Raw genomic sequence first — 19,885 nt, forward strand, 5'->3', positions numbered from 1 at the left:
TTTTTTTGGAAAGGCTTTCGTGTTACTTACATTTCAACTAGATTATTATACAACATATATGGCCTTTTAGCAATCAAAAAAGTATCGAGATAGAAATTTATTCTACCACGATACTTTTTACTTTTAGTTATTTAGAAGAAATATAGCTAAATTAGTCTTCAATTGGACGGCTAAAGTTTGCTAATTCTTTTTGGATGCGTGCTACATATTCGTCAATTGTCATTGTTACCATTTCTTTAGAACCATAACGACGAACGGTTACTGTACCTTCTTCAACTTCTTTATCCCCAATTACTAATTGATAAGGGATTTTTTGTGTTTGAGATGCACGAATCTTATAACCCATTTTTTCGTTACGATCATCTAATTCAATACGCATGCCTAAACGTTGTAAGTGCTCTTTTAATTCTTTCGCTTTTTCATAGTGATGTTCAATACTTACTGGAATTAGTGTTGCTTGTACTGGTGCTAACCATGTTGGGAAAGCTCCTTTGTATTCTTCAATTAAGTAAGCAGTGAAACGTTCTGATGTAGATACAACACCACGGTGAATAACAACTGGACGGTGATTGTTTTCGCCATCCTCACCAACATATGTTAAGTCAAAACGTTCTGGTAATAAGAAGTCTAATTGGATTGTAGACATTGTTTCTTCTAAGCCCATTGCTGTTTTGAATTGGACATCTAATTTTGGACCGTAGAAGGCCGCTTCTCCAATTGCTTCAAAATAGTCTAATCCCATTTCATCCATAGCTTCTTTAAGCATTGTTTCAGCTTTGTTCCACATATCGTCATCATCGAAGTATTTTTCTGTATCTTCTGGGTCACGATAGCTTAAACGGTAACGGTAGTCAGTAATGTTGAAGTCAGCGTATACTTCTTGGATTAAATCCAAGATACGTTTGAATTCATCTTTAATTTGGTCAGGACGTACAAATACGTGAGCATCGTTAAGAGTCATTTCACGTACACGTTGTAAACCTGATAATGCACCTGATTTTTCGTAACGGTGCATCATACCTAATTCTGCGATACGGATTGGTAATTCACGGTAACTGTGTACATCATTTTGATATACTTTCATGTGGTGTGGGCAGTTCATTGGACGTAATACTAACATTTCGCCATCACCCATATCCATTGGTGGGAACATATCGTCTTTATAGTGAGCCCAGTGTCCTGAAGTTTTGTATAGGTTCACATCAGCCATAACTGGTGTGTAAACGTGTTGGTAGCCTAAGCTAATTTCTTTATCGGTAATATAACGTTCGATTGTACGACGGATTGTAGCACCTTTTGGTAACCAGAATGGTAAGCCTGAGCCTACTTCTTGGTTCACCATGAATAAGTCTAATTCTTTACCTAATTTACGGTGGTCACGTTCTTTAGCTTCTTCACGCATTTTTAGGAATTCTTTTAAGTCTTTTTTGTTGAAGAATGCTGTTCCGTATACACGTTGCATCATTTTGTTGTCTGAGTTACCTCTCCAGTAAGCACCAGCTAATGATAATAATTTGAATACTTGGATACGTCCAGTTGATGGTACGTGTACGCCACGACATAAGTCAATGAATTCATCTTGTTGGTATACGGTAATGATTTCGTCTTCTGGTAAATCTGTGATTAATTCTACTTTATATGGATCATTAGCAAAGATTTCTAAAGCCTCAGCACGAGTTACTTCACGACGAACGATTGGATGATTTTCTTTAACGATTTTCATCATTTCTGCTTCAACGGCTGGTAATGCTTCTTCTGTTAATTGGTTAGGCATATCAGTATCATAGTAGAAGCCTGTTTCGATTGCTGGTCCTACACCGAATTTGATTTCTGGGTATAAACGAGTTAACGCATGAGCTAATAAGTGAGCTGATGAGTGACGTAATACACTTAACCCATCTTCATGATCAGGGGTTACGATTTCAATTGCACCATCTTCTGTTAATGGTTTTGTTAAATCTACTAATTCTCCATTGAATTTACCTGCTAAAGCTTTTTTAGCAAGACTTTTACTGATACCTTCTGCGATTTCTTTTACTGTAATTCCTGATTCAAATTCTTTTACTGCTCCATCAGGAAATGTCACTTTAATCATTGACATTATATTTTCCACCTTTCTTCTCTCAAAATGATACTTTAAAAAAACAAAAAATCCCATATCTAGCCTAGAGTTCACTAGACCAGATATGGGACGATACTATTCGTGGTTCCACCCAAATTAACTTGAACAAAACTTTTTCCAAGTATGCTCAAGCACTTAAGTTACATAACGCGTATAACGGCTTCTTATAATCGCACATAGCAGCTAGCAAGGCTTTCCAAGAAGCATTCGAAAGTGGTAAAATCTTACCTTGTCTAAAGCGTTCCACCAACCCGCTTCTCTCTATCAAACAATCAATAAGTTTCATGTCTTTCTCATTAATTTAAAGTATTTAATTCATTAGTTATTATACCGCTTTTAAAGAGAAATGCAAGCGATATTCTTGTAATATTCTAATTTTATAATTTTTTGTTGGAAATTCCATTTATTTTGTAGTTATTTTCACAGTTTGATAATAAAAAAATTGAGTTGGCGTATATACCAACTCAAACTACTTTATTTCTTTTTGCGTTCTGGGATATGATAGACGAAATCTGGATTAATTTCTTTATCAATGCGGTCAAACGTTTCAACAATTTCGTGATCAATCTCAGCAATTTGTTCTTTTGATAGACGTCCCTTTGGCAATTCAATCGGCTCGCCAATTTTAACCGTAATTTTTTGGCGTTTTAAGATATCTTTAAAGGTAAATGGTCCTTGGAAAACAATTGGAACAATCGGTGCTTTTGACAGTCGAGCAATTGTAACAGCACCACCCTTCATATCATTGCTATAACGAGTTCCAGTTGGGAAAATTAATAAGGCTTTATTATTTTCTTTAATTTGCTTAACTGGATATTTAATCACACTTGGTCCTGGTTTTTCACGATTAACTGGGAAGCCCCCCATTTGGCGTAAATACCAACCTAATACTTTATTTTCAAATAATTCTTGTTTGGCCATAGTAATCATCTTTAAGGGATAGACTGCAATTCCGATAACAACTGGATCAAGCCATGAGCGGTGTGGTGCAACCATTACAAAACCTTTATCTTTCGGTAAATTCTCTTTACCTTCAACAAGGACAAAGCCATTTAATAAGACGATTAACCATTTTATAACATGTATGACAATAGTATAAACCATTTCTATCTCCAATCTTTTTTTATTCTATATTAGTATGATGGATTAAGCTTAGTTTTTCAATAGAAAATTTGCTATTTAGTCTAAAAAATAAAAAAAGAGCTAGGAATTTTGGCAAAACCTAGCCCTTCTATTAGTCATTATTTTTTATTACGTTTTGCTGATTGAGCTTTCATAGTCGCTGCAATTTGACGTAATTTTGCTTCTGATGGTTTTTGACCCATTTGAGCCATCATCATACGTAGCATATCTTCATCAATTGGTGGGTTTTCTTCAAAGTATTTCACCATTGATTTACGAGCGATGAAAAATCCAGCAACGATTCCACCAATAAATGCAAGAACTGCAATAAAAATCCATAAACCTGTAGACATATCATTCTCTCCCTTCTACAATCTCTTTAAAACTGTACAATTTATTTTACTTGAAAAGTGTCAGTTTGAAAAGTCATTATCGATAGTGATAAATCATTTTTTATTCTGCTTCTTCTGGTAATAATGCTTCTGGGAAGTGTTCACGTACGATTGCTGCACAACGATTACATAATGTTGGTGCATCTTCTAATGTTCCTACTTCAACTTTAATAGCACGGCAACGTTGACAAGTTTCGCCTTGTGCGTGTTCAACAACTACTGCAATACCATTTTCAACTAGGGCATTTTCAGGGTGAGCTGTTCCAACTGGCGCTACTTCTAAGTCAGATACGATTAATAATTGAGCAATATCTGATTGGATAGTTGCAAATAAGTCTGCTACTTCTTGAGTTGGGTAAAGCGTTACTTTAGCTTCAAATGATTTACCGATAATTTTTTCGTTACGAGCTTCTTCTAATGCTTTCAGTACTACATCACGAACTTCATGGAATTGGTCCCATTTAGCCAAGATAGCGTCTGCTTCTGGATAGTTCATTGCTGTTGGGAATTCTGATAATTGTGCAAATTCTTCAGCTTCGTCTAGTTGTTTCCAAATTTCTTCAGTTGTGTGAACTAAGATTGGGTTTAATAATTTTGTTAACTTAACCACGATTTCATAGATAACTGTTTGCATAGCACGACGATTATAAGCATCTGCTTCTTCAATGTATAAGACATCTTTAGCGAAGTCTAGGTAGAATTGTGATAAGTCAACTGTTAAGAAGTTTAATACCCCTTGGTAAATTGTTGAGAATTGATATTCTTCATAAGCTGTTAAAATTGTTTGAACTAATTTGTCAAATTTAACTAAAATATATTGATCAACACTGCGTAAGTCTTCAAATGCAATAGCGTTCACTGCTGGGTTAAAGTCCGTTGTGTTAGCTAACATGAAACGCATTGTGTTACGGATTTTACGGTATGATTCAGATACTTGGTTTAGGATTTCAGTACTTACACGCACGTCTGATTCATAATCAACTGAACTTACCCATAAACGAATAATATCAGCACCTTTTGATTTCATTTCTTTAGCTGGAGCGATGACATTACCAACTGATTTACTCATTTTCTTACCTTCGCCGTCCATTACAAAACCTTGAGATAAGACTGCTTTATAAGGTGCAGCGTTATTAACGGCCACACTTGTCATTAAGCTTGAGTTAAACCAACCACGGTATTGGTCACTACCTTCTAAGTACATATCTGCTGGGAATGATAAATCTTTGCGAGTTCCTAATACACCAGCATGTGAGCTACCTGAGTCAAACCATACGTCCATGATATCTGTTTCTTTTGTGAAGATACCATTAGGGCTGTCTGGGTGAGTGAACCCTTCAGGTAATAAATCTTTTGCTTCACGTTCGAACCATACATTTGATCCAAACTCTGCAAATAATTGTGCTACGTGTTCAGTCGTTTCTGGTGTGATGATTGGTTCACCTTTTTCAGAATAAAATACTGGTAATGGAACTCCCCATACACGTTGACGAGAGATTACCCAGTCACCACGGTCACGAACCATATTGTAAATACGGCGTTCGCCTGATGGATGATACCATTTAACGTCATTTTCAATAATATCTAATGCTTCTTTACGGAAACCATCAATTGAGGCAAACCATTGTGGAGTTGCACGGAAAATAACCGGTTTCTTCGTACGCCAGTCATGTGGGTAGCTATGTGTAAAGTAAGATAGGCTTAATAATTTACCATTTTCTTCTAGCATTTGTGGAACGACTTTATTAGCTTTAGCATAGAACATTCCTTCAAAACCAGGAGCTTCATCAGTAAAGTGTCCTTGATTGTCGATTGGTGATAGTACACCTAATTTGTATTTACGTGAGAAGTAGAAGTCATCTTCACCATGTCCTGGAGCAGTATGAACTAACCCAGTACCTGATTCTAGCGTTACATAATCAGCATTCATGACTAATGATTCACGGTCATAGAATGGGTGTGTTGCTGTCATGTATTCAAAGTCAGATCCACGGAATTCTTTCATGATTTCGTAGTCTTCCCATTTACAATCGGCTGCTACTTTTGCTACTAATTCTTTAGCGATAATAAATTTGCGGTCGGCTACTTGTACTTGTACATATTCAAAATCAGGGTGAGTGAAGATACCTAAGTTTGAAGGTAAAGTCCAAGGAGTTGTTGTCCAAATAACAAATTCTGTATCTGTATCTAAGATTCCTTTACCATCACGAACAGTAAATGCTACATAAATAGATGGAGATTCAACATCTTTATATTCGATTTCTGCTTCTGCTAATGAAGATTCACTTGATGGTGACCAGTAAATTGGTTTTAAGCCTTTATAGATAAATCCTTTTTCAGCCATTTTACCAAATACACGGATTTGTTCTGCTTCAAAAGTTGGGTCTAATGTTACATATGGGTGTTCCCAATCTCCTCCTACACCTAAACGTTTAAATACTTCACGTTGGTTTTTAACTTGTTTCCAAGCGTATTCTTCACATAATTTACGGAACTCGGCAATTGACATTTGTTTGCGGTCAACACCTTCTGAATTTGCTAAAGCTTGTTCAATTGGTAATCCATGAGTATCCCAACCAGGAACATATGGCGCACGGAATCCTGACATTGATTTACTACGAATAATGAAGTCTTTAGAAATTTTGTTTAAGGCATGCCCCATGTGAACATCACCATTCGCATATGGAGGGCCATCGTGTAAAATAAATGACGGTTTATCATTATTTAACGCTTGACGTTTTCCATATACATCAGCTTCATTCCATTCTTTTTGATAGTCGATTTCTTTAACTGGTAAATTTCCTCGCATTGGGAAAGCTGTTTTACCTAGTTGAAGTGTTTCTTTCATCTTCATTAACTATTTCCTCCATTCAAATATATAAACTACAACATTGCTTCACTTTTTGACAAATAAAAAAACTCCTCCCCTGGTAAAGGGACGAGTTATCGTGGTACCACCCAAATTCGTATCACAAAAAAGGTGATACCTTAAGTAAATTGTTAACGCCATTTAAGCGACTTATCTTAATTAATTATTTGTTCAGAAAAGTATCTCCGAGATGATATAGAATTTATAGGGACATACTAACCTTTCACCATTCGTTAGCTCGCTTAATGTATAGTAAATTCCACTTGTTCTCTTCGTCGATTATCAAAATCATACGACATTTTTTGTAAAATTGCAAGAAGGATTCAAAAACTTTCACCTTCTTTAGCTAAATTTGTGCTTATTCTTCAGTAATTTCTTCTTGTTCAAATTCAATTACTGGCAATTCTCTTGTTGCTTCAACATTTTCAATATCTTCCATCGCTTCAGCTACTTCATCGGCAATTTCTTCAACAAATTCTTCTGATGCCACAACTGGCGATACAGCTTCAGAGATAATAGCATCTGTTTTTTTAGCACGTTTTGATAAGATAGCATCCAATGTTGGAGCTTGAACTTCAATGCTTTGTGGGCTTAATAATTCATCCCATTCTTCATTTTTAATCATTTCTAATTGAGATTGAACCATGATTTGTAATCTTTGACGGAATACACGAGTAGCTTTCTTCAAGCTATCTGTTTCACGATTGATATCTGTTGCTGTATCTGCTGCATTTTTTAACATTTGATCAGCCGCTTTCTCAGCTTCAAAAATAATAATTTCAGCATCTTTACGAGCATTTTCTTTTAAACGATCAGCCGCTTCTTGAGCAACGATAATTGATTTGTTTAATGTTTCTTGAATTGAATTAAAATATTCAATCTTTTCTTCATTGAATTTAGCACGTTTTTCTAGGTCTTTATTTTGTCTTGTTAATTCTTCCATTGCAATAATGACTTCATCCAAGAAATCATTCACTTCTTCAGGATCATACCCTTTGAATTTTGTTGGAAAATCTTTATTATGAACGTCTACTGATGTTAACATATTATTCATCAACCCTTCTATTGTTTATTCTTATCTAATAGACCAATTTCTAGCCTAATTTTATCTTTTTTTGTCTTACCGATAATATTTCTAATTTGAATACGACCAAATCCTCTAATGGAAATAATATCCAATACATCCAAAGTGAAATCACTCCGCTCTTGCAGTGTCCAATTAACTTTGACTTTATTGGCTTCAATTAATTGTTTGGTACGTTGACGAGATATATTAAAAATCGATGCAATGACTGTATCTAAGCGCAATGAACTAACTGTAGTAGCTGTTAATGTCCATTGATCTTTTGGTGTGATAATATCCGTATAATCAGCTTCATCCAAACGAACTTTAATATTGCCAACTTTATCAAATTGTTGTTTTAAGTAATCATTTATCTCTTTTACATAGAAAATTTGCCAACGTTCACCATCTGAGATAATATCTCCAAAGACATCACGCTCTAGCCCTAGACCCATTAAACTTCCTAGAATACGCCCATGACCTAATTCCGCAAACTTTTTCGGATATAAAATCTCTACTACCTGACACTCAAAATCGTCAAAATTTGGAGTGTAATAACTAGGATAGATAAGACATCTTTTACGTTCGGCCGCTAAATAGCCACCTTCAAATTGAAATGCTATTTCATCATTTTGTCCTAGAACGGATTCAGCAATAAATTGTTGCCTTGGATCTAAAAAATTAGTTAAAATCGGTGAGTATTGCTCAAAACAATCCGTCATCCATTTTTCTACTAAATCAATAAATACTCGTTCTTCTTTTCTGAAATGCTGATATATTTCTTCTGACACACTTTCACACACCTTTTCAAATTACATCAATAGGCTAAATATTACATAAATTCCTCTACCTACTAATTGTAAAAATAATAATGCAAATACTACTGAAAAACTAACTCCCCCAAAAGATGGAATTAAGCGTTCAAAGTAGTCAACATATGGTTGGCACATTTTAATTAGCCATTGTCCTAGAGCAGATGAATACGCTCCTGGGAACCAGCTTAATAAAGCATAGGCCATTAACATAATTGAATAGATTTCTATTCCTAAATTACATAATCGATAAATTGTCATTAATACTTGTGTCATCATATTTCCCTTTCTTTTGTCAGCTTATTTGAACCATGCTGTACCAATTCTAATATGGGTAGCGCCGGCTTTAATCGCTAGTGGATAATCATTGCTCATCCCCATACTTAGATACTTACAGCTTGAATTGGCTTGACTTTTCATTATATTATCACGCAATGCTTTTAATTGCGAAAAATATGAATCAATTTCTTCTTTGGTTGCTTCAAATGGTGCCATTGTCATCAAACCAATCACTTCAATATGTTCATATTGTTGCAATTGCGTTAAAACATCTCCTACTTCATCAGCGCTAAAGCCATGTTTTGTCACTTCTCCTGAGATATTCACCTCAAGAAAACACTTTACACAATGTTCTGCACGCTTATTGATTTCTTTTGCAATCGATAGTCGATCTAAGGCATGAAAATATTCTACCTTATTGATAATATCTTTCACTTTACGACTTTGAAGCGGTCCTATTAAATGCCATACAATATCTTCTTGAGGGAATTCTTGTTGGCGCATTAATAATTTATCTACTCTATTTTCGGCAAAATGACGAAATCCAAGATCATACATCTCTTGGATTTCACCTTGCGTTCTTTTTTTAGTAACTACTATTTCTTGAACATCTTCTCTTCTACGAGCTGCGTCATGGCAAGCTTGGGCAATTGTTTGTTCGATAGTTGTCACATTTGTTATTATCATTATGATTCGCTTTAGCGTTGTCTTTTTCTGAAGAATGGAGGTGTTTCTAGTGAAGCATCATCTTGATTGAAATCTACTGGAGCTTCAACGAATTCTTTTGTAGCAAATGGAGAAGTTCTTTCTTCATTCATTACAGATTCACGAACTGATGTATCACGTCTAATATCCCAATCGCCAAAGATATCTCTTTCTCCACGTTTTTCTTCAACTGGTTGTGGTTGACTAACCGGTTGTTTTTCTTGGAAGACAGTTGGATTGTTAGTAAAATCTTGTCTTGGAGTTGTTACTGTTTGTTGGTTTTGAGCTGGAGCAGCGAACGCTTGGCGTGGTGCTCTAGTTACTTGCTTTTTTTCGGTTTTGTTCTCTTCATCAATTCCTGTAGCGATAACTGTTACTACTACTTCATCGCCTAAGTTTTCATTAATTGATGTACCAAAGATAATATTCACTTCTGAAGTTGAAGCTGCTGCTACGATATCTGATGCATCTTGTGCTTCAAATAATGTTAAGTCTGATCCACCTGTGATATTTAATAGGATTTGTTCTGCGCCATCGATAGATACTTCTAATAATGGAGAAGAAATAGCTTTCTTAGTTGCTTCAACTGTACGGTTTTCACCGCTAGCTACACCAATACCCATTAATGCTGAACCTTGATCTTTCATAACTGTTTGAACGTCAGCAAAGTCTAAGTTAACATATCCTGGAGCTGTAATTAAGTCAGAAATACCTTGTACCCCTTGACGTAATACATTATCAGCTTCACGGAAAGCTTCTAACATTGGAGTTTTCTTATCAACGATTTCTAATAAACGGTTATTAGAGATGGTTACTAATGTGTCAACATTAGCTTTCATATTCGCAACTCCTTCAGCTGCGAAACGGCCACGTTTTGGTCCTTCAAAACTAAATGGACGAGTTACAACACCTACTGTTAAAGCTCCTAAATCTTTAGCGATACGTGCTACTACAGGCGCTGCACCAGTACCTGTTCCGCCACCCATACCAGCAGTTACAAAGATTAAATCAGCTCCACGTAATACTTCTGCGATTTGTTCTTCACTTTCTTCAGCTGCTTTTAAGCCGATATCTGGTAATGAGCCAGCTCCTAAACCTTTTGTTAATTTTGGTCCTAATTGAATTTTTGTTTCTGCTTGTGAGCTACGTAATGCTTGTGTATCTGTGTTCGCTACAATAAATTCTACACCTTGTACTCCTTCATCAATCATGCGGTTTACGGCATTATTACCTGCACCACCAACACCAATTACTTTAATTACTGCTCCTTGTAAATTTGTATCTAATTCAAAATCCATGATACTTCCTCCTATTTTGTATTCTCTATTCTTTTCTTAGTCAATAAACATTTTAATAAAATTCTTAATCTTGTCCCATAACGTTTCTGCGCCTTCCTCGATATGTTCTTCAACAGCTTCTGCTACTTCACTAACTTCCTTTTCAACATGTTTGATTGATGAGTGATAAGTTGGTTGACTAGCTGGACGTACTACTTGTTGGGCTTCTTTTGAGCGTCCCATTGCTAATTTTCCTTGTAAGGCGATACGGTCCACATCATCTAAAGAAGCAGAGTATTCGATTAAGCCCATGCTTGTTGCAAATACTGGATTGCGCATACCAATTTGTTCTGGAATATACGTTCTAATATTTACCCCAAAGATTTCTTCAGCTAACTCAACGACACCTTCCATTGATGAGGCTCCACCAGTCATTACTATCCCACCAGGTAATTGTAACGCTTCTACTCGGTCTAAAGCACGTTTAATATTTTCAAAAGTTTGGACTAAACGAGCTTCAATTATTTCTGATAAGTAATGTTCATCTACTTTAACAGGATCTTTTTTGCCAATTGTTTCAACTGGGAAAAATTCTTCTGATGAAGTATGCTCACTGATAGCATAGCCGTATTCACGTTTGATACGTTCAGCATTATCAAAACTTGTATTTAATACTACTGAAATATCTTTTGAAACTAAATCGCCACCTTCTTGGTCAACATATGAAAATTTTAGTTGATCATCGTGAATGACTGAGGCGCTTGTTTGGCCACCTCCCATATCAATTAAAATCGTACCAAATTCACGTTCACCTTTTGTCATGGCAACTTGCGAAATCGCAAGCGGTTGAATCACCATTTCTTCAATGTTTAGACCTGCACGGCTGACACAACGTTTGATATTATGTACGATTGTTTTCGGACCTGTAATCATACTAGCATATAATTCTAGGCGAACGCCAATCATTCCACGTGGGTCCTTAATCCCATCAAAGCCATCGACGATAAACTCTTCAGGAATAACTGAAATAATTTCTCTTTCAGGAGCTACTGAACGAACTTTTGCTGCTGATATAACATTATATACATCTACATCGGTAATTTCATTATTTTCACTAGAGACTGCAATCATCCCATGGCAAGGTTCGATAGCAATTTGATTACTAGGAATACCAACTACTACATCAGTAATTGCTATATTTGATTTTTGTTCAGCTTGTTTGACCGCTTTTTTAATTGACTCAACGGTTTCATCTATGTCAACGATCACTCCTCGACTTAGACCTTCTGATTTTTCATTACCAACTCCAATAATATTTAACTGTCCTCTTACATATTCTGCAACTGTTACTTTAATTGAAGTGGTTCCAATATCTAAACTTACATATATACCTTGATTTTTCATCTTTTTTATTGCAACCTCCTTATTTTGACTATCTGCTAAAATTCAGTTTCAAAGGATTATCTACTATAATCCATACTTCTTTATATTACCATATTTTGTGGTTTATAAGTAAAAAAGATATGAAAAACTAAATATTTTTCTAATTTATTTTTGTGACTTCAGGAGTGAAGAATACCCCCACTTCCATATCGATGGTTCCTTTTTGTTGACCAATTTCTTGTTTAATTCTTGGATAATAAATTATTTTTGAACCAATTGTATTTAAATTGCCAATTACCGGTGTGCCGTCTTTCATTTGAATTAATAGACGATCCTTAATGCCTGGCTCATTAACAAGTTCAATCTTTTTCATATCAGCGATTAATGCAGCTGATAGCGTACTAAATTGGCTAGCGATTTTTGCTAAGTCTTTATCCGTAAAGCCTTCTAATAATGGATACTGTAAATCCATATTATCAACTGGAATCTCAACCTTTGTGCCATCTGCTAATAGTTCAAAATGCAAATCATCTTCCAAATAATGTGCAATCGCTGGATTCTCTAAAACAGTTACAACAATTGTATTGGGCAGCTTTAAGCTAACTTCTAATGCTTTTACTTTTGGCATACGCTCAGTTACTGATTGATTGATTTTCTCTTCTTTTGCTAATACTGACCAAATACTTTGACGATTATCTAAGCCACCCTTACTTAAAATCTCCACTGGATCAACTTGCCAAGTCCCGACAAATTGATATTCCTTTACCTTTGCAAGTGGCGAAATAAAATAAGTTGCCCATAAGAATAAGATGATAAACAATAGGATAAAGCGTCTCTTTAATTTTGCTAGATCATTATTCGTCTGTTCAATTGGTTTTTCTTTTTGATTGTTAGTTAGTTTATCTTTTTTTAATGAATTATATTTGAAAAAGATATTATTTTTATTTGTTTTTTGTGATTTTATTTGTTCTGTGGCAGTCTCTTGTTGATTTTTATGATTTTTTTCTTGTGCTAACTGCCAAGGAGTTTTTTCAATATGAGGATTTTTTTTGCGATTATCTTGGTTATTATTTTTGTACATCCTCATTTCCTCCTTAGTTTATTTTTTTACAATTGATTGAATAATTCCAAATAAGCGATCATTTGCATCAATGATTCCAAGTTTCTTTGCATTGTCAGTCATTTCTTGACGTTTGGCTGGATGATCCATTACCTCGTTAATTGCTGTCATTAAGCTTTCTTTTGTTAGATCTTTTTCTAAGACCATTAAAGCTGCATCCCCATTTACCAAGCTTTCCGCATTACGCTGTTGATGATTATTGGTAACATATGGACTTGGAATTAAAACACTTGGTAAACCTAGTGCTGTTAATTCCGTTAAAGTTGTTGCGCCACTACGACAAACCACCACATCTGAAAATTGGAATAAATTAGGCATATCTTTAATATAAGGAAACAAATGTACTTGTGGCAATAACTTTTCTTGTTCTGTAATCAATTTGTTGATTTTGTCATAATGTCCTGCACCAGTTACTGCTACAACTTGGTAAGGTTTATCTGCGAAATCTTGATAGATATCCACGATTGTTTGGTTAATTTTTTCGGCACCACGACTTCCACCAAAAATAACGAGAATTGGTTTTTCAGGATTTAGACCTAATTCTTGCAGTTGTTGTGGGTTTTTGGTTGTTTTAACTACTTCTTGTCCACGAGGATTACCTGTCATAATTACTTTATCGCTATATTTTGCAAAATCTTTTTTAACGTCTTCAAAGCAAATCGCAATTTTTGTAACGTATCTTGCTAGGAATTTATTGGTTAGACCTGCCACACTATTTTGTTCGTGAATCATAGTAGGAATGCCTTGTTTTGCTGCTGCATATAAGACTGGTGCACAAACATATCCCCCTGTACCAATCACGACATCTGGTTTGAATTCTTTCATTATTTTTTTTGAATCATGAACACTTTTCAACATAAAGAATGCTGTTTTAAAGTTTTCAAATGATAGTGATCTTTTCAGTCCTTGGATTCTTACTGAGGCAAAATCATAACCCTCTTCAGGTACGATTTTACTTTCTAGTCCTTTTTTGGTTCCAACATATAAAAATTCTGCAGTTGGTTCAATTTCTTTAATATATTTCATTAACGATAGAGCAGGATAGATATGTCCACCCGTTCCTCCGCCAGATACCATTATTTTCATTAAATGGTCCTCCCTTTTAGTTTAATTCATTGACTGATTCAATAAATTCATCGCCACGAATTTCAAAATTTTTGTATTGATCCCAACTAGCACAAGCCGGTGAAAATAAAATTATATCTCCCGGTTGACTAATTTGGTATGCTTTTTGAACAGCTTCTTTTAAGTTCTCAACCGTTTCAATAGTTGGTAATGCTGCTTTTTGAGCACTTACCATTAGTTTATCCTTTGTTTCACCGTATGTTACCATTGCTTTCACATTTGTTAAGTCTGGAATTAATTCATCAAAGCCATTCCCACGATCCAGACCACCTGCAATTAAGACGAGCGATTGGTCTTTAAAGCTACGTAAAGCTGTTTGCGTTGCGACAATATTTGTTGCTTTTGAATCATTGTAGAACTTGCGCTCATTTTTTTCTGTAACATATTGGGTGCGGTGTTTGACACCATAAAATTTACTAACAGCATTTTCGATTGATTGATTACTTACATTGTATAACTTAGCAATGGCAATCGCTGCTAGAATATTTTCTACATTTTGTTCACCGGGAACTTTGATTAACTTTTTGCTCATGACAACTTCTTTATTGTAATATAAATAGCTCTCATCAGCATAACTACCGTCTTCAACTTCTTTCATGCGACTAAATGGAATTAACTGTGCTTTTGAATGTTGGTACACCAAGTTCGTTAATTCTTCATGATCAGCATTATAAATTAAATAATCTTCTGCCGTTTGATTTTTAGTAATCGCTAATTTTGCATTAACGTATTCTTCTCTTGTGCCATGATAATCTAAATGAGCACTAAAAATATTAACGATACATGCAACTTTAGGATGAAATTGTTCGATTCCCATTAATTGGAAACTTGATAGTTCAGTGACATAAATATCCGAATCTTCTGAAGTTTCTACCAAGCTAGATAATGGTACACCAATGTTACCAACTGCTGCCACTTTACGGTTAGAAAACTCTTCTTTCAACATCTCTGTAACTAAAGTTGTTGTAGTAGTTTTTCCATTTGAACCTGTAATAGCTGCAATTGATCCTTTTAACATTCGTGTTGCCACTTCTACCTCTGTATAGATTGGTAAACCTAATTCTTTTGCTTTTATAAGCATACTATTTGAATAAGGAATACCGGGATTTTTAACGACAAAATCAAATGAATCATCCAATACATCAACTGGATGGTGACCTGTAATAACATCAATACCCTCTGCAAGTAATTCTTGAGCTGGTAGATTTGTTTCTAGTGGCTGTTGGTCATTAACAATTACCTTTGCGCCTTTTTTTACTAATAATCGAGCCACGCTTAAACCACTTTTTGCTAATCCTAAAACTAAGACTTTTTTATTATTATATTCATTTTGTTCATTCATCGTTTCAAATCCCTCACTTATTTTTTACATTAAAATTGTTGTCATTATTGCGCCTAGCAATCCTACTAAGCTAAAGACAGTTACTACCTTTTTCTCACTCCAACCACACATTTCAAAATGATGATGAATTGGGCTCATTTTAAAGATACGTTTCCCTGTTGTTTTAAATGAAGCAACTTGTAACATTACACTAGCTGTTTCACAGACGAAGACAATACCAATACCTAATAATGACCATTCATGGTGCAATAATAATGATACAATCGCTAAGCCAGCACCCAATGCTAATGAACCAACGTCACCCATAAAGATTTGTGCTGGTTTTTTATTATAAACTAGGAAACCTAATAAAGCGCCAATAACTGATAAACACATGATTAAAACTTCCATTTGACCTTCTTTAAAAGCAAGATACGCATAAAAGGCATAGGCAATTGCTGAGGTTGTCGCTGCTAATCCATCTAAGCCATCCGTTAAGTTAACTGCATTTGAAAATCCTGTAATCCAAAACATGGTAAAAGCAGTAAATAATACAATACTTGTTACTGAACCAACAAATGGTACCATAATCATTGGAGATTGACCACTTTGTACAAATAAACACACAAAAACTGCTGAACCAAATAATTGAGCTAAGAATTTTTGCTTGCTTGTTAGACCTTCATTTTGCTTTTTGAACACTTTAATAAAGTCATCAATAAAACCAATTAAGCCAAAGAATAGGAAAATAAAAATGCCGTTAATTAATTTAATCGTGAAATGACCAGTTATAGCACCAAAAATAATCATACTTAATAAGATCATCACTAAGAAAACGACTCCTCCCATCGTTGGTGTACCCGTTTTAGCTTCATGCCATAATGGTCCTTCTTCACGTGTGACTTGTCCTAATTGCTTCTTGCGCATAAATTTAATAAAGTAAGGCATTGCGATTACTGTTGCTAAAAATACAGCTACGACAATCATACCCATTGATAAACTATTCATGATTAATCCCCTTTAATGTTTCACTTTTTTCTGCTAATGCTTGACGTACATATTCTGCTTCATTAAATGGTATTGATACACCATCTAAATGTTGCAATGATTCATGACCTTTACCACAAAAGACAATTAAATCACCTGCTTCTGCTAATTCAACCATACGATAGATAGCTTCTTTGCGATCAATCACGAATTCGTAATTTTCACCTTTATGATCAGCTACCATCTCCGTCATAATCTTAGTTGGATCTTCATTACGCGGATTAACCGATGTAAAGACCACATAATCTGCATTATCTAGTGATAATTTACCTAGAGCTGGTCGGATTGAATTATCACGATTACCACCATCATGTCCAATCATAATCATTAATTTTTTGTAGTCTAATTTTTTCAAAGTGCCAATTAATTTCTCTAAGCCATCTGGAGTATGCGCATAGTCAACAATCGCTTGAATACCTAAATCATTTTCAATCCCTTGCATACGTCCTGATACACCTTCAAAGCTTGCTAAAGCCGTCACCGCATCTTGAATCTGAATACCATTCACAAAACTTGCTGCAATCGCCGCTAAAGTATTCGCCACATTGAAGTCCCCCACTAAAGGTAACTCAACAGCAAACACTTCGCCATTCGCCACTAAATCAAAAGTAGTCTTATCAGTGAAGAATTTCATGTTTTTAGCAAAAAAGTGGGCTGACTCGTCAACTAAACTATAGGTAATTAATTCTGCAGAAGTACGATAGATTAACTTTTCAGCAAATGGATCATCTAGATTAATGACACCAAAACGCGCTTTACCATTCTTCAAAGTATTGCCTAATTGTGCAAATAATAAACTCTTAACCGTACCGTATTCTTCCATTGTTTTATGCGTTTCTAAATGATCGGGTGTAAGATTAGTAAAGACTGCAGTGTTAAAGTCCACCCCCCAAATACGACCTTGGAATAGCGCATGAGAAGAGACTTCGCAAGCACACATCGATACTTGTTCTTTTACCATTTCATTTAAAGTTTCGTGCATAATTAATGGATCAGGTGTTGTATTAATCGTTGGATAGATTTGATCTTTTACTTTACGATAGATTGTTCCAATAATTCCTGTATCTTGATTATTTTTACGATAAATCCATTCAATCAAATGCGTTACTGTAGTTTTACCATTCGTTCCTGTTACACCGATCATATTTAATTTTGAACTTGGATAATCATAAAAATGGTTAGCTAATTTTGCCATAATATGCTTCACATCATTTACATAAATAACAGGGATATCACCGACTTTACTTGAAATATCTTTTGAGGCAATAAATAATACCGCACCACTTTCAGCTGCTTTATCCGCATAATGATGTCCATCAACATATTCTCCATCTACACAGAAAAATGCTGTTCCTGGTGTTACTTTACGTGAGTCTTGTTGTAGGTTTACGACTTCAACCGACGTAATATCACCAACTATTTTTTTGATAGCAATTTGATTTGCTAATTCTAAACCGTTCATAATATCCCCTTCTTACTCTTTATTGTTTAATTTTTCTGAATCTAATACACGTTTCATAAACGGATTAAAAACATGCTCTAAAATTTTTGAACCAGGTAAACCGCGTGGATTATTTTGTGGTTGCTTAATGAAAATATAGAAAATATACTCAGAATCACTATCTGGTGTAAATCCAACTACAGAATAAATGTAGTTATTACCAAATGCATAATACTTACCTGTCTCAGGATTAATCAATTCTGCTGTACCAGTTTTTGTAGCAATCTTTTCACCCTTAATCATTAAATTATGACCTGTACTTCCCGCCATTTCAGTTGCTGCAGTTAGATACTCTAATGTTTTCTTAGCAGTTTCTGGTGAGATTGGGTGTGCTAATTTTGTCTCTTTAATTTCTTTTACTACTTCACCATCAGGCTTTTCAATACGATCGACAAAGCGTAACTTCATCATTTCTCCTTGATTCGCTACCGCAGTAAAAGCTTGCATCATTTGAAAAGCTGTAACAGTAATCCCTTGACCAAAGCCAGTTGATAATTGTTGTAGATATGATTCATATGGATTAATCCCTGCCACTTCATTTTTAAAGCCAGAATCCGTTGACTTCGCAAAGCCAAAATCTTCTAAATATTCTTTCCATTTTTGAATACCTATCTTTTGAACCAAATTAACAAATGCCACATTACTTGAATGAGCAATCCCTTCTAAATAAGTAATATCTCCCCAACCAACCTTATTATAGTCACTAACAACATCATCGTAAATCTTAATACTACCAGATTTGAACTTTTCATTAGGATCAAAGACACCTTCATTAATGGCCGCTGCTAAGGTTAGAACTTTTAATGTCGAACCGGGCTCATAGGCTTCATCTAATAATAGATTGTTCCACATATTGTCAATTCCTTCTTTAGTGGTTGCATTGAAGGTTGGCCGTTGTGTAGCTGCAATAATATTGCCAGTCTTTGCTTCAACTAACATCGCTCCCATTGATACAGGGTCAAATTCTTGATTGACTTCTGTTACCAATGTTTCTAGATACGTTTGTAGACGCTTATCTAAAGTTAAGTAGATATTATTACCACTAACAGGTTCTTTCACAACACGTTCACTACCATAGATGGGATAACCTTTACCATCTGCTAAATATTCCATTAGACCATCTTCACCAGAAAGTTCTTTATCATACATCGCTTCAATCCCCATACGACCTACTAATACTTTTGTTTCTATTCCTTCATCAACTTTAGTATCCACATCCGTATAACCAATTAAATGCGATGCAAAAATGCCATTTGGATAAAAACGACTCGGTGATTGATTAAACTTAATTCCCGGTAACTTTTCAGCATCAATAGCTTGCTTTGTCTGAACAGATAAATTCGAACCCGCATTTCCAAACTCAACTTGATCTACATCTTTTTGCATTAAAATCTTTTTAATATCTTCTGCAGATAAGTTAATATGTTTGGCTAACTTTTCAGCTGTCATATTAATATCGGTTACATGATCTTGTTCCTTATGCTCTTGTGACCATTTATCTGTTAAAACAGCATATAAGGAATAACTTGTTGCATCGACTGCAATTGGCTTACCATCCATATCAAAAATATTACCACGATTGGCAGTTAATAATTTTGTTTTCTTTGTCTGTTGTGCTACTTCTGTATTTAGATTATGGCCGTTACTTTCGCCATTAATCATTACAACATAAAATCTTATTGAAAAAATAAGAAATAGAAAGACCGCGATACCAAACAAGCTTAGGCTCGCAATCTTTCTATTCCTC

General features: G+C 35.0%; 16 protein-coding genes and 2 other annotated features. All 16 genes read right to left on the reverse strand.

Annotation, left to right across the window (positions count from 1 at the left end; all coding sequences use genetic code 11):
* Positions 1 to 151: 151 nt before the first annotated feature.
* Entirely contained in the window at positions 152 to 2,095 is a 1,944-nt protein-coding gene (gene thrS / locus BMX09_RS01915) for a threonine--tRNA ligase (protein ID WP_089746054.1), read from the reverse strand.
* 89 nt (positions 2,096 to 2,184) lie between these two features.
* Positions 2,185 to 2,428 (reverse strand) — a binding site (T-box leader).
* A 168-nt stretch (positions 2,429 to 2,596) separates the two neighbouring features.
* Positions 2,597 to 3,226 carry a lysophospholipid acyltransferase family protein gene (locus BMX09_RS01920; RefSeq protein ID WP_089746014.1) on the reverse strand — a complete coding sequence of 210 codons (630 nt, stop codon included), beginning with the start codon at positions 3,224 to 3,226 and terminating at the stop codon, positions 2,597 to 2,599.
* A gap of 137 nt (positions 3,227 to 3,363) precedes the next feature.
* Entirely contained in the window at positions 3,364 to 3,597 is a 234-nt protein-coding gene (locus tag BMX09_RS01925) for a YneF family protein (protein ID WP_089746015.1), read from the reverse strand.
* Between the two features lie 100 nt (positions 3,598 to 3,697).
* The gene (gene ileS / locus BMX09_RS01930) at positions 3,698 to 6,490 is read right to left on the reverse strand and encodes an isoleucine--tRNA ligase (protein WP_089746016.1); all 2,793 of its coding nucleotides are present in this window, start codon (positions 6,488 to 6,490) and stop codon (positions 3,698 to 3,700) included.
* A 77-nt stretch (positions 6,491 to 6,567) separates the two neighbouring features.
* Positions 6,568 to 6,790, reverse strand: a binding site (T-box leader).
* Between the two features lie 73 nt (positions 6,791 to 6,863).
* On the reverse strand, positions 6,864 to 7,559 hold the full coding sequence (locus BMX09_RS01935; RefSeq protein WP_245711106.1) for a DivIVA domain-containing protein: 696 nt from the start codon (positions 7,557 to 7,559) through the stop codon (positions 6,864 to 6,866).
* 8 nt (positions 7,560 to 7,567) lie between these two features.
* Complete coding sequence (locus BMX09_RS01940; protein ID WP_089746017.1) at positions 7,568 to 8,359, reverse strand: YlmH family RNA-binding protein; 792 nt, start codon at positions 8,357 to 8,359, stop codon at positions 7,568 to 7,570.
* A 21-nt stretch (positions 8,360 to 8,380) separates the two neighbouring features.
* Entirely contained in the window at positions 8,381 to 8,659 is a 279-nt protein-coding gene (locus BMX09_RS01945; RefSeq protein ID WP_245711107.1) for a YggT family protein, read from the reverse strand.
* 21 nt (positions 8,660 to 8,680) lie between these two features.
* Positions 8,681 to 9,346 (reverse strand): YggS family pyridoxal phosphate-dependent enzyme, encoded by a 666-nt coding sequence (locus tag BMX09_RS01950; RefSeq protein ID WP_089746018.1) that lies wholly within the window; start codon positions 9,344 to 9,346, stop codon positions 8,681 to 8,683.
* An 11-nt stretch (positions 9,347 to 9,357) separates the two neighbouring features.
* Positions 9,358 to 10,662 (reverse strand): cell division protein FtsZ, encoded by a 1,305-nt coding sequence (ftsZ, locus tag BMX09_RS01955; protein ID WP_089746019.1) that lies wholly within the window; start codon positions 10,660 to 10,662, stop codon positions 9,358 to 9,360.
* Positions 10,663 to 10,698: 36 nt separating this feature from the next.
* Entirely contained in the window at positions 10,699 to 12,045 is a 1,347-nt protein-coding gene (gene ftsA, locus BMX09_RS01960) for a cell division protein FtsA (protein ID WP_089746020.1), read from the reverse strand.
* A 139-nt stretch (positions 12,046 to 12,184) separates the two neighbouring features.
* Positions 12,185 to 13,105 carry a cell division protein FtsQ/DivIB gene (locus tag BMX09_RS01965; RefSeq protein ID WP_177159493.1) on the reverse strand — a complete coding sequence of 307 codons (921 nt, stop codon included), beginning with the start codon at positions 13,103 to 13,105 and terminating at the stop codon, positions 12,185 to 12,187.
* 18 nt (positions 13,106 to 13,123) lie between these two features.
* Positions 13,124 to 14,230, reverse strand: coding sequence for an undecaprenyldiphospho-muramoylpentapeptide beta-N-acetylglucosaminyltransferase (murG, locus tag BMX09_RS01970; protein ID WP_089746022.1), 1,107 nt, complete (start codon positions 14,228 to 14,230; stop codon positions 13,124 to 13,126).
* 16 nt (positions 14,231 to 14,246) lie between these two features.
* Entirely contained in the window at positions 14,247 to 15,611 is a 1,365-nt protein-coding gene (gene murD / locus BMX09_RS01975; RefSeq protein ID WP_089746023.1) for a UDP-N-acetylmuramoyl-L-alanine--D-glutamate ligase, read from the reverse strand.
* A gap of 24 nt (positions 15,612 to 15,635) precedes the next feature.
* A complete protein-coding gene (gene mraY / locus BMX09_RS01980) occupies positions 15,636 to 16,598 on the reverse strand; it encodes a phospho-N-acetylmuramoyl-pentapeptide-transferase (RefSeq protein WP_089746024.1) in 963 nt (320 codons plus the stop codon).
* On the reverse strand, positions 16,591 to 18,099 hold the full coding sequence (locus tag BMX09_RS01985) for a UDP-N-acetylmuramoyl-L-alanyl-D-glutamate--2,6-diaminopimelate ligase (protein ID WP_089746025.1): 1,509 nt from the start codon (positions 18,097 to 18,099) through the stop codon (positions 16,591 to 16,593). The genes mraY and BMX09_RS01985 overlap by 8 nt, the downstream gene beginning before the upstream one ends.
* Before the next feature lie 12 nt (positions 18,100 to 18,111).
* Positions 18,112 to 19,800, reverse strand: coding sequence for a peptidoglycan D,D-transpeptidase FtsI family protein (locus BMX09_RS01990; RefSeq protein ID WP_245711108.1), 1,689 nt, complete (start codon positions 19,798 to 19,800; stop codon positions 18,112 to 18,114).
* Positions 19,801 to 19,885: the final 85 nt, after the last annotated feature.

The organism is Granulicatella balaenopterae (assembly GCF_900111135.1).
GTDB classification, from domain to species: domain Bacteria; phylum Bacillota; class Bacilli; order Lactobacillales; family Aerococcaceae; genus Granulicatella; species Granulicatella balaenopterae.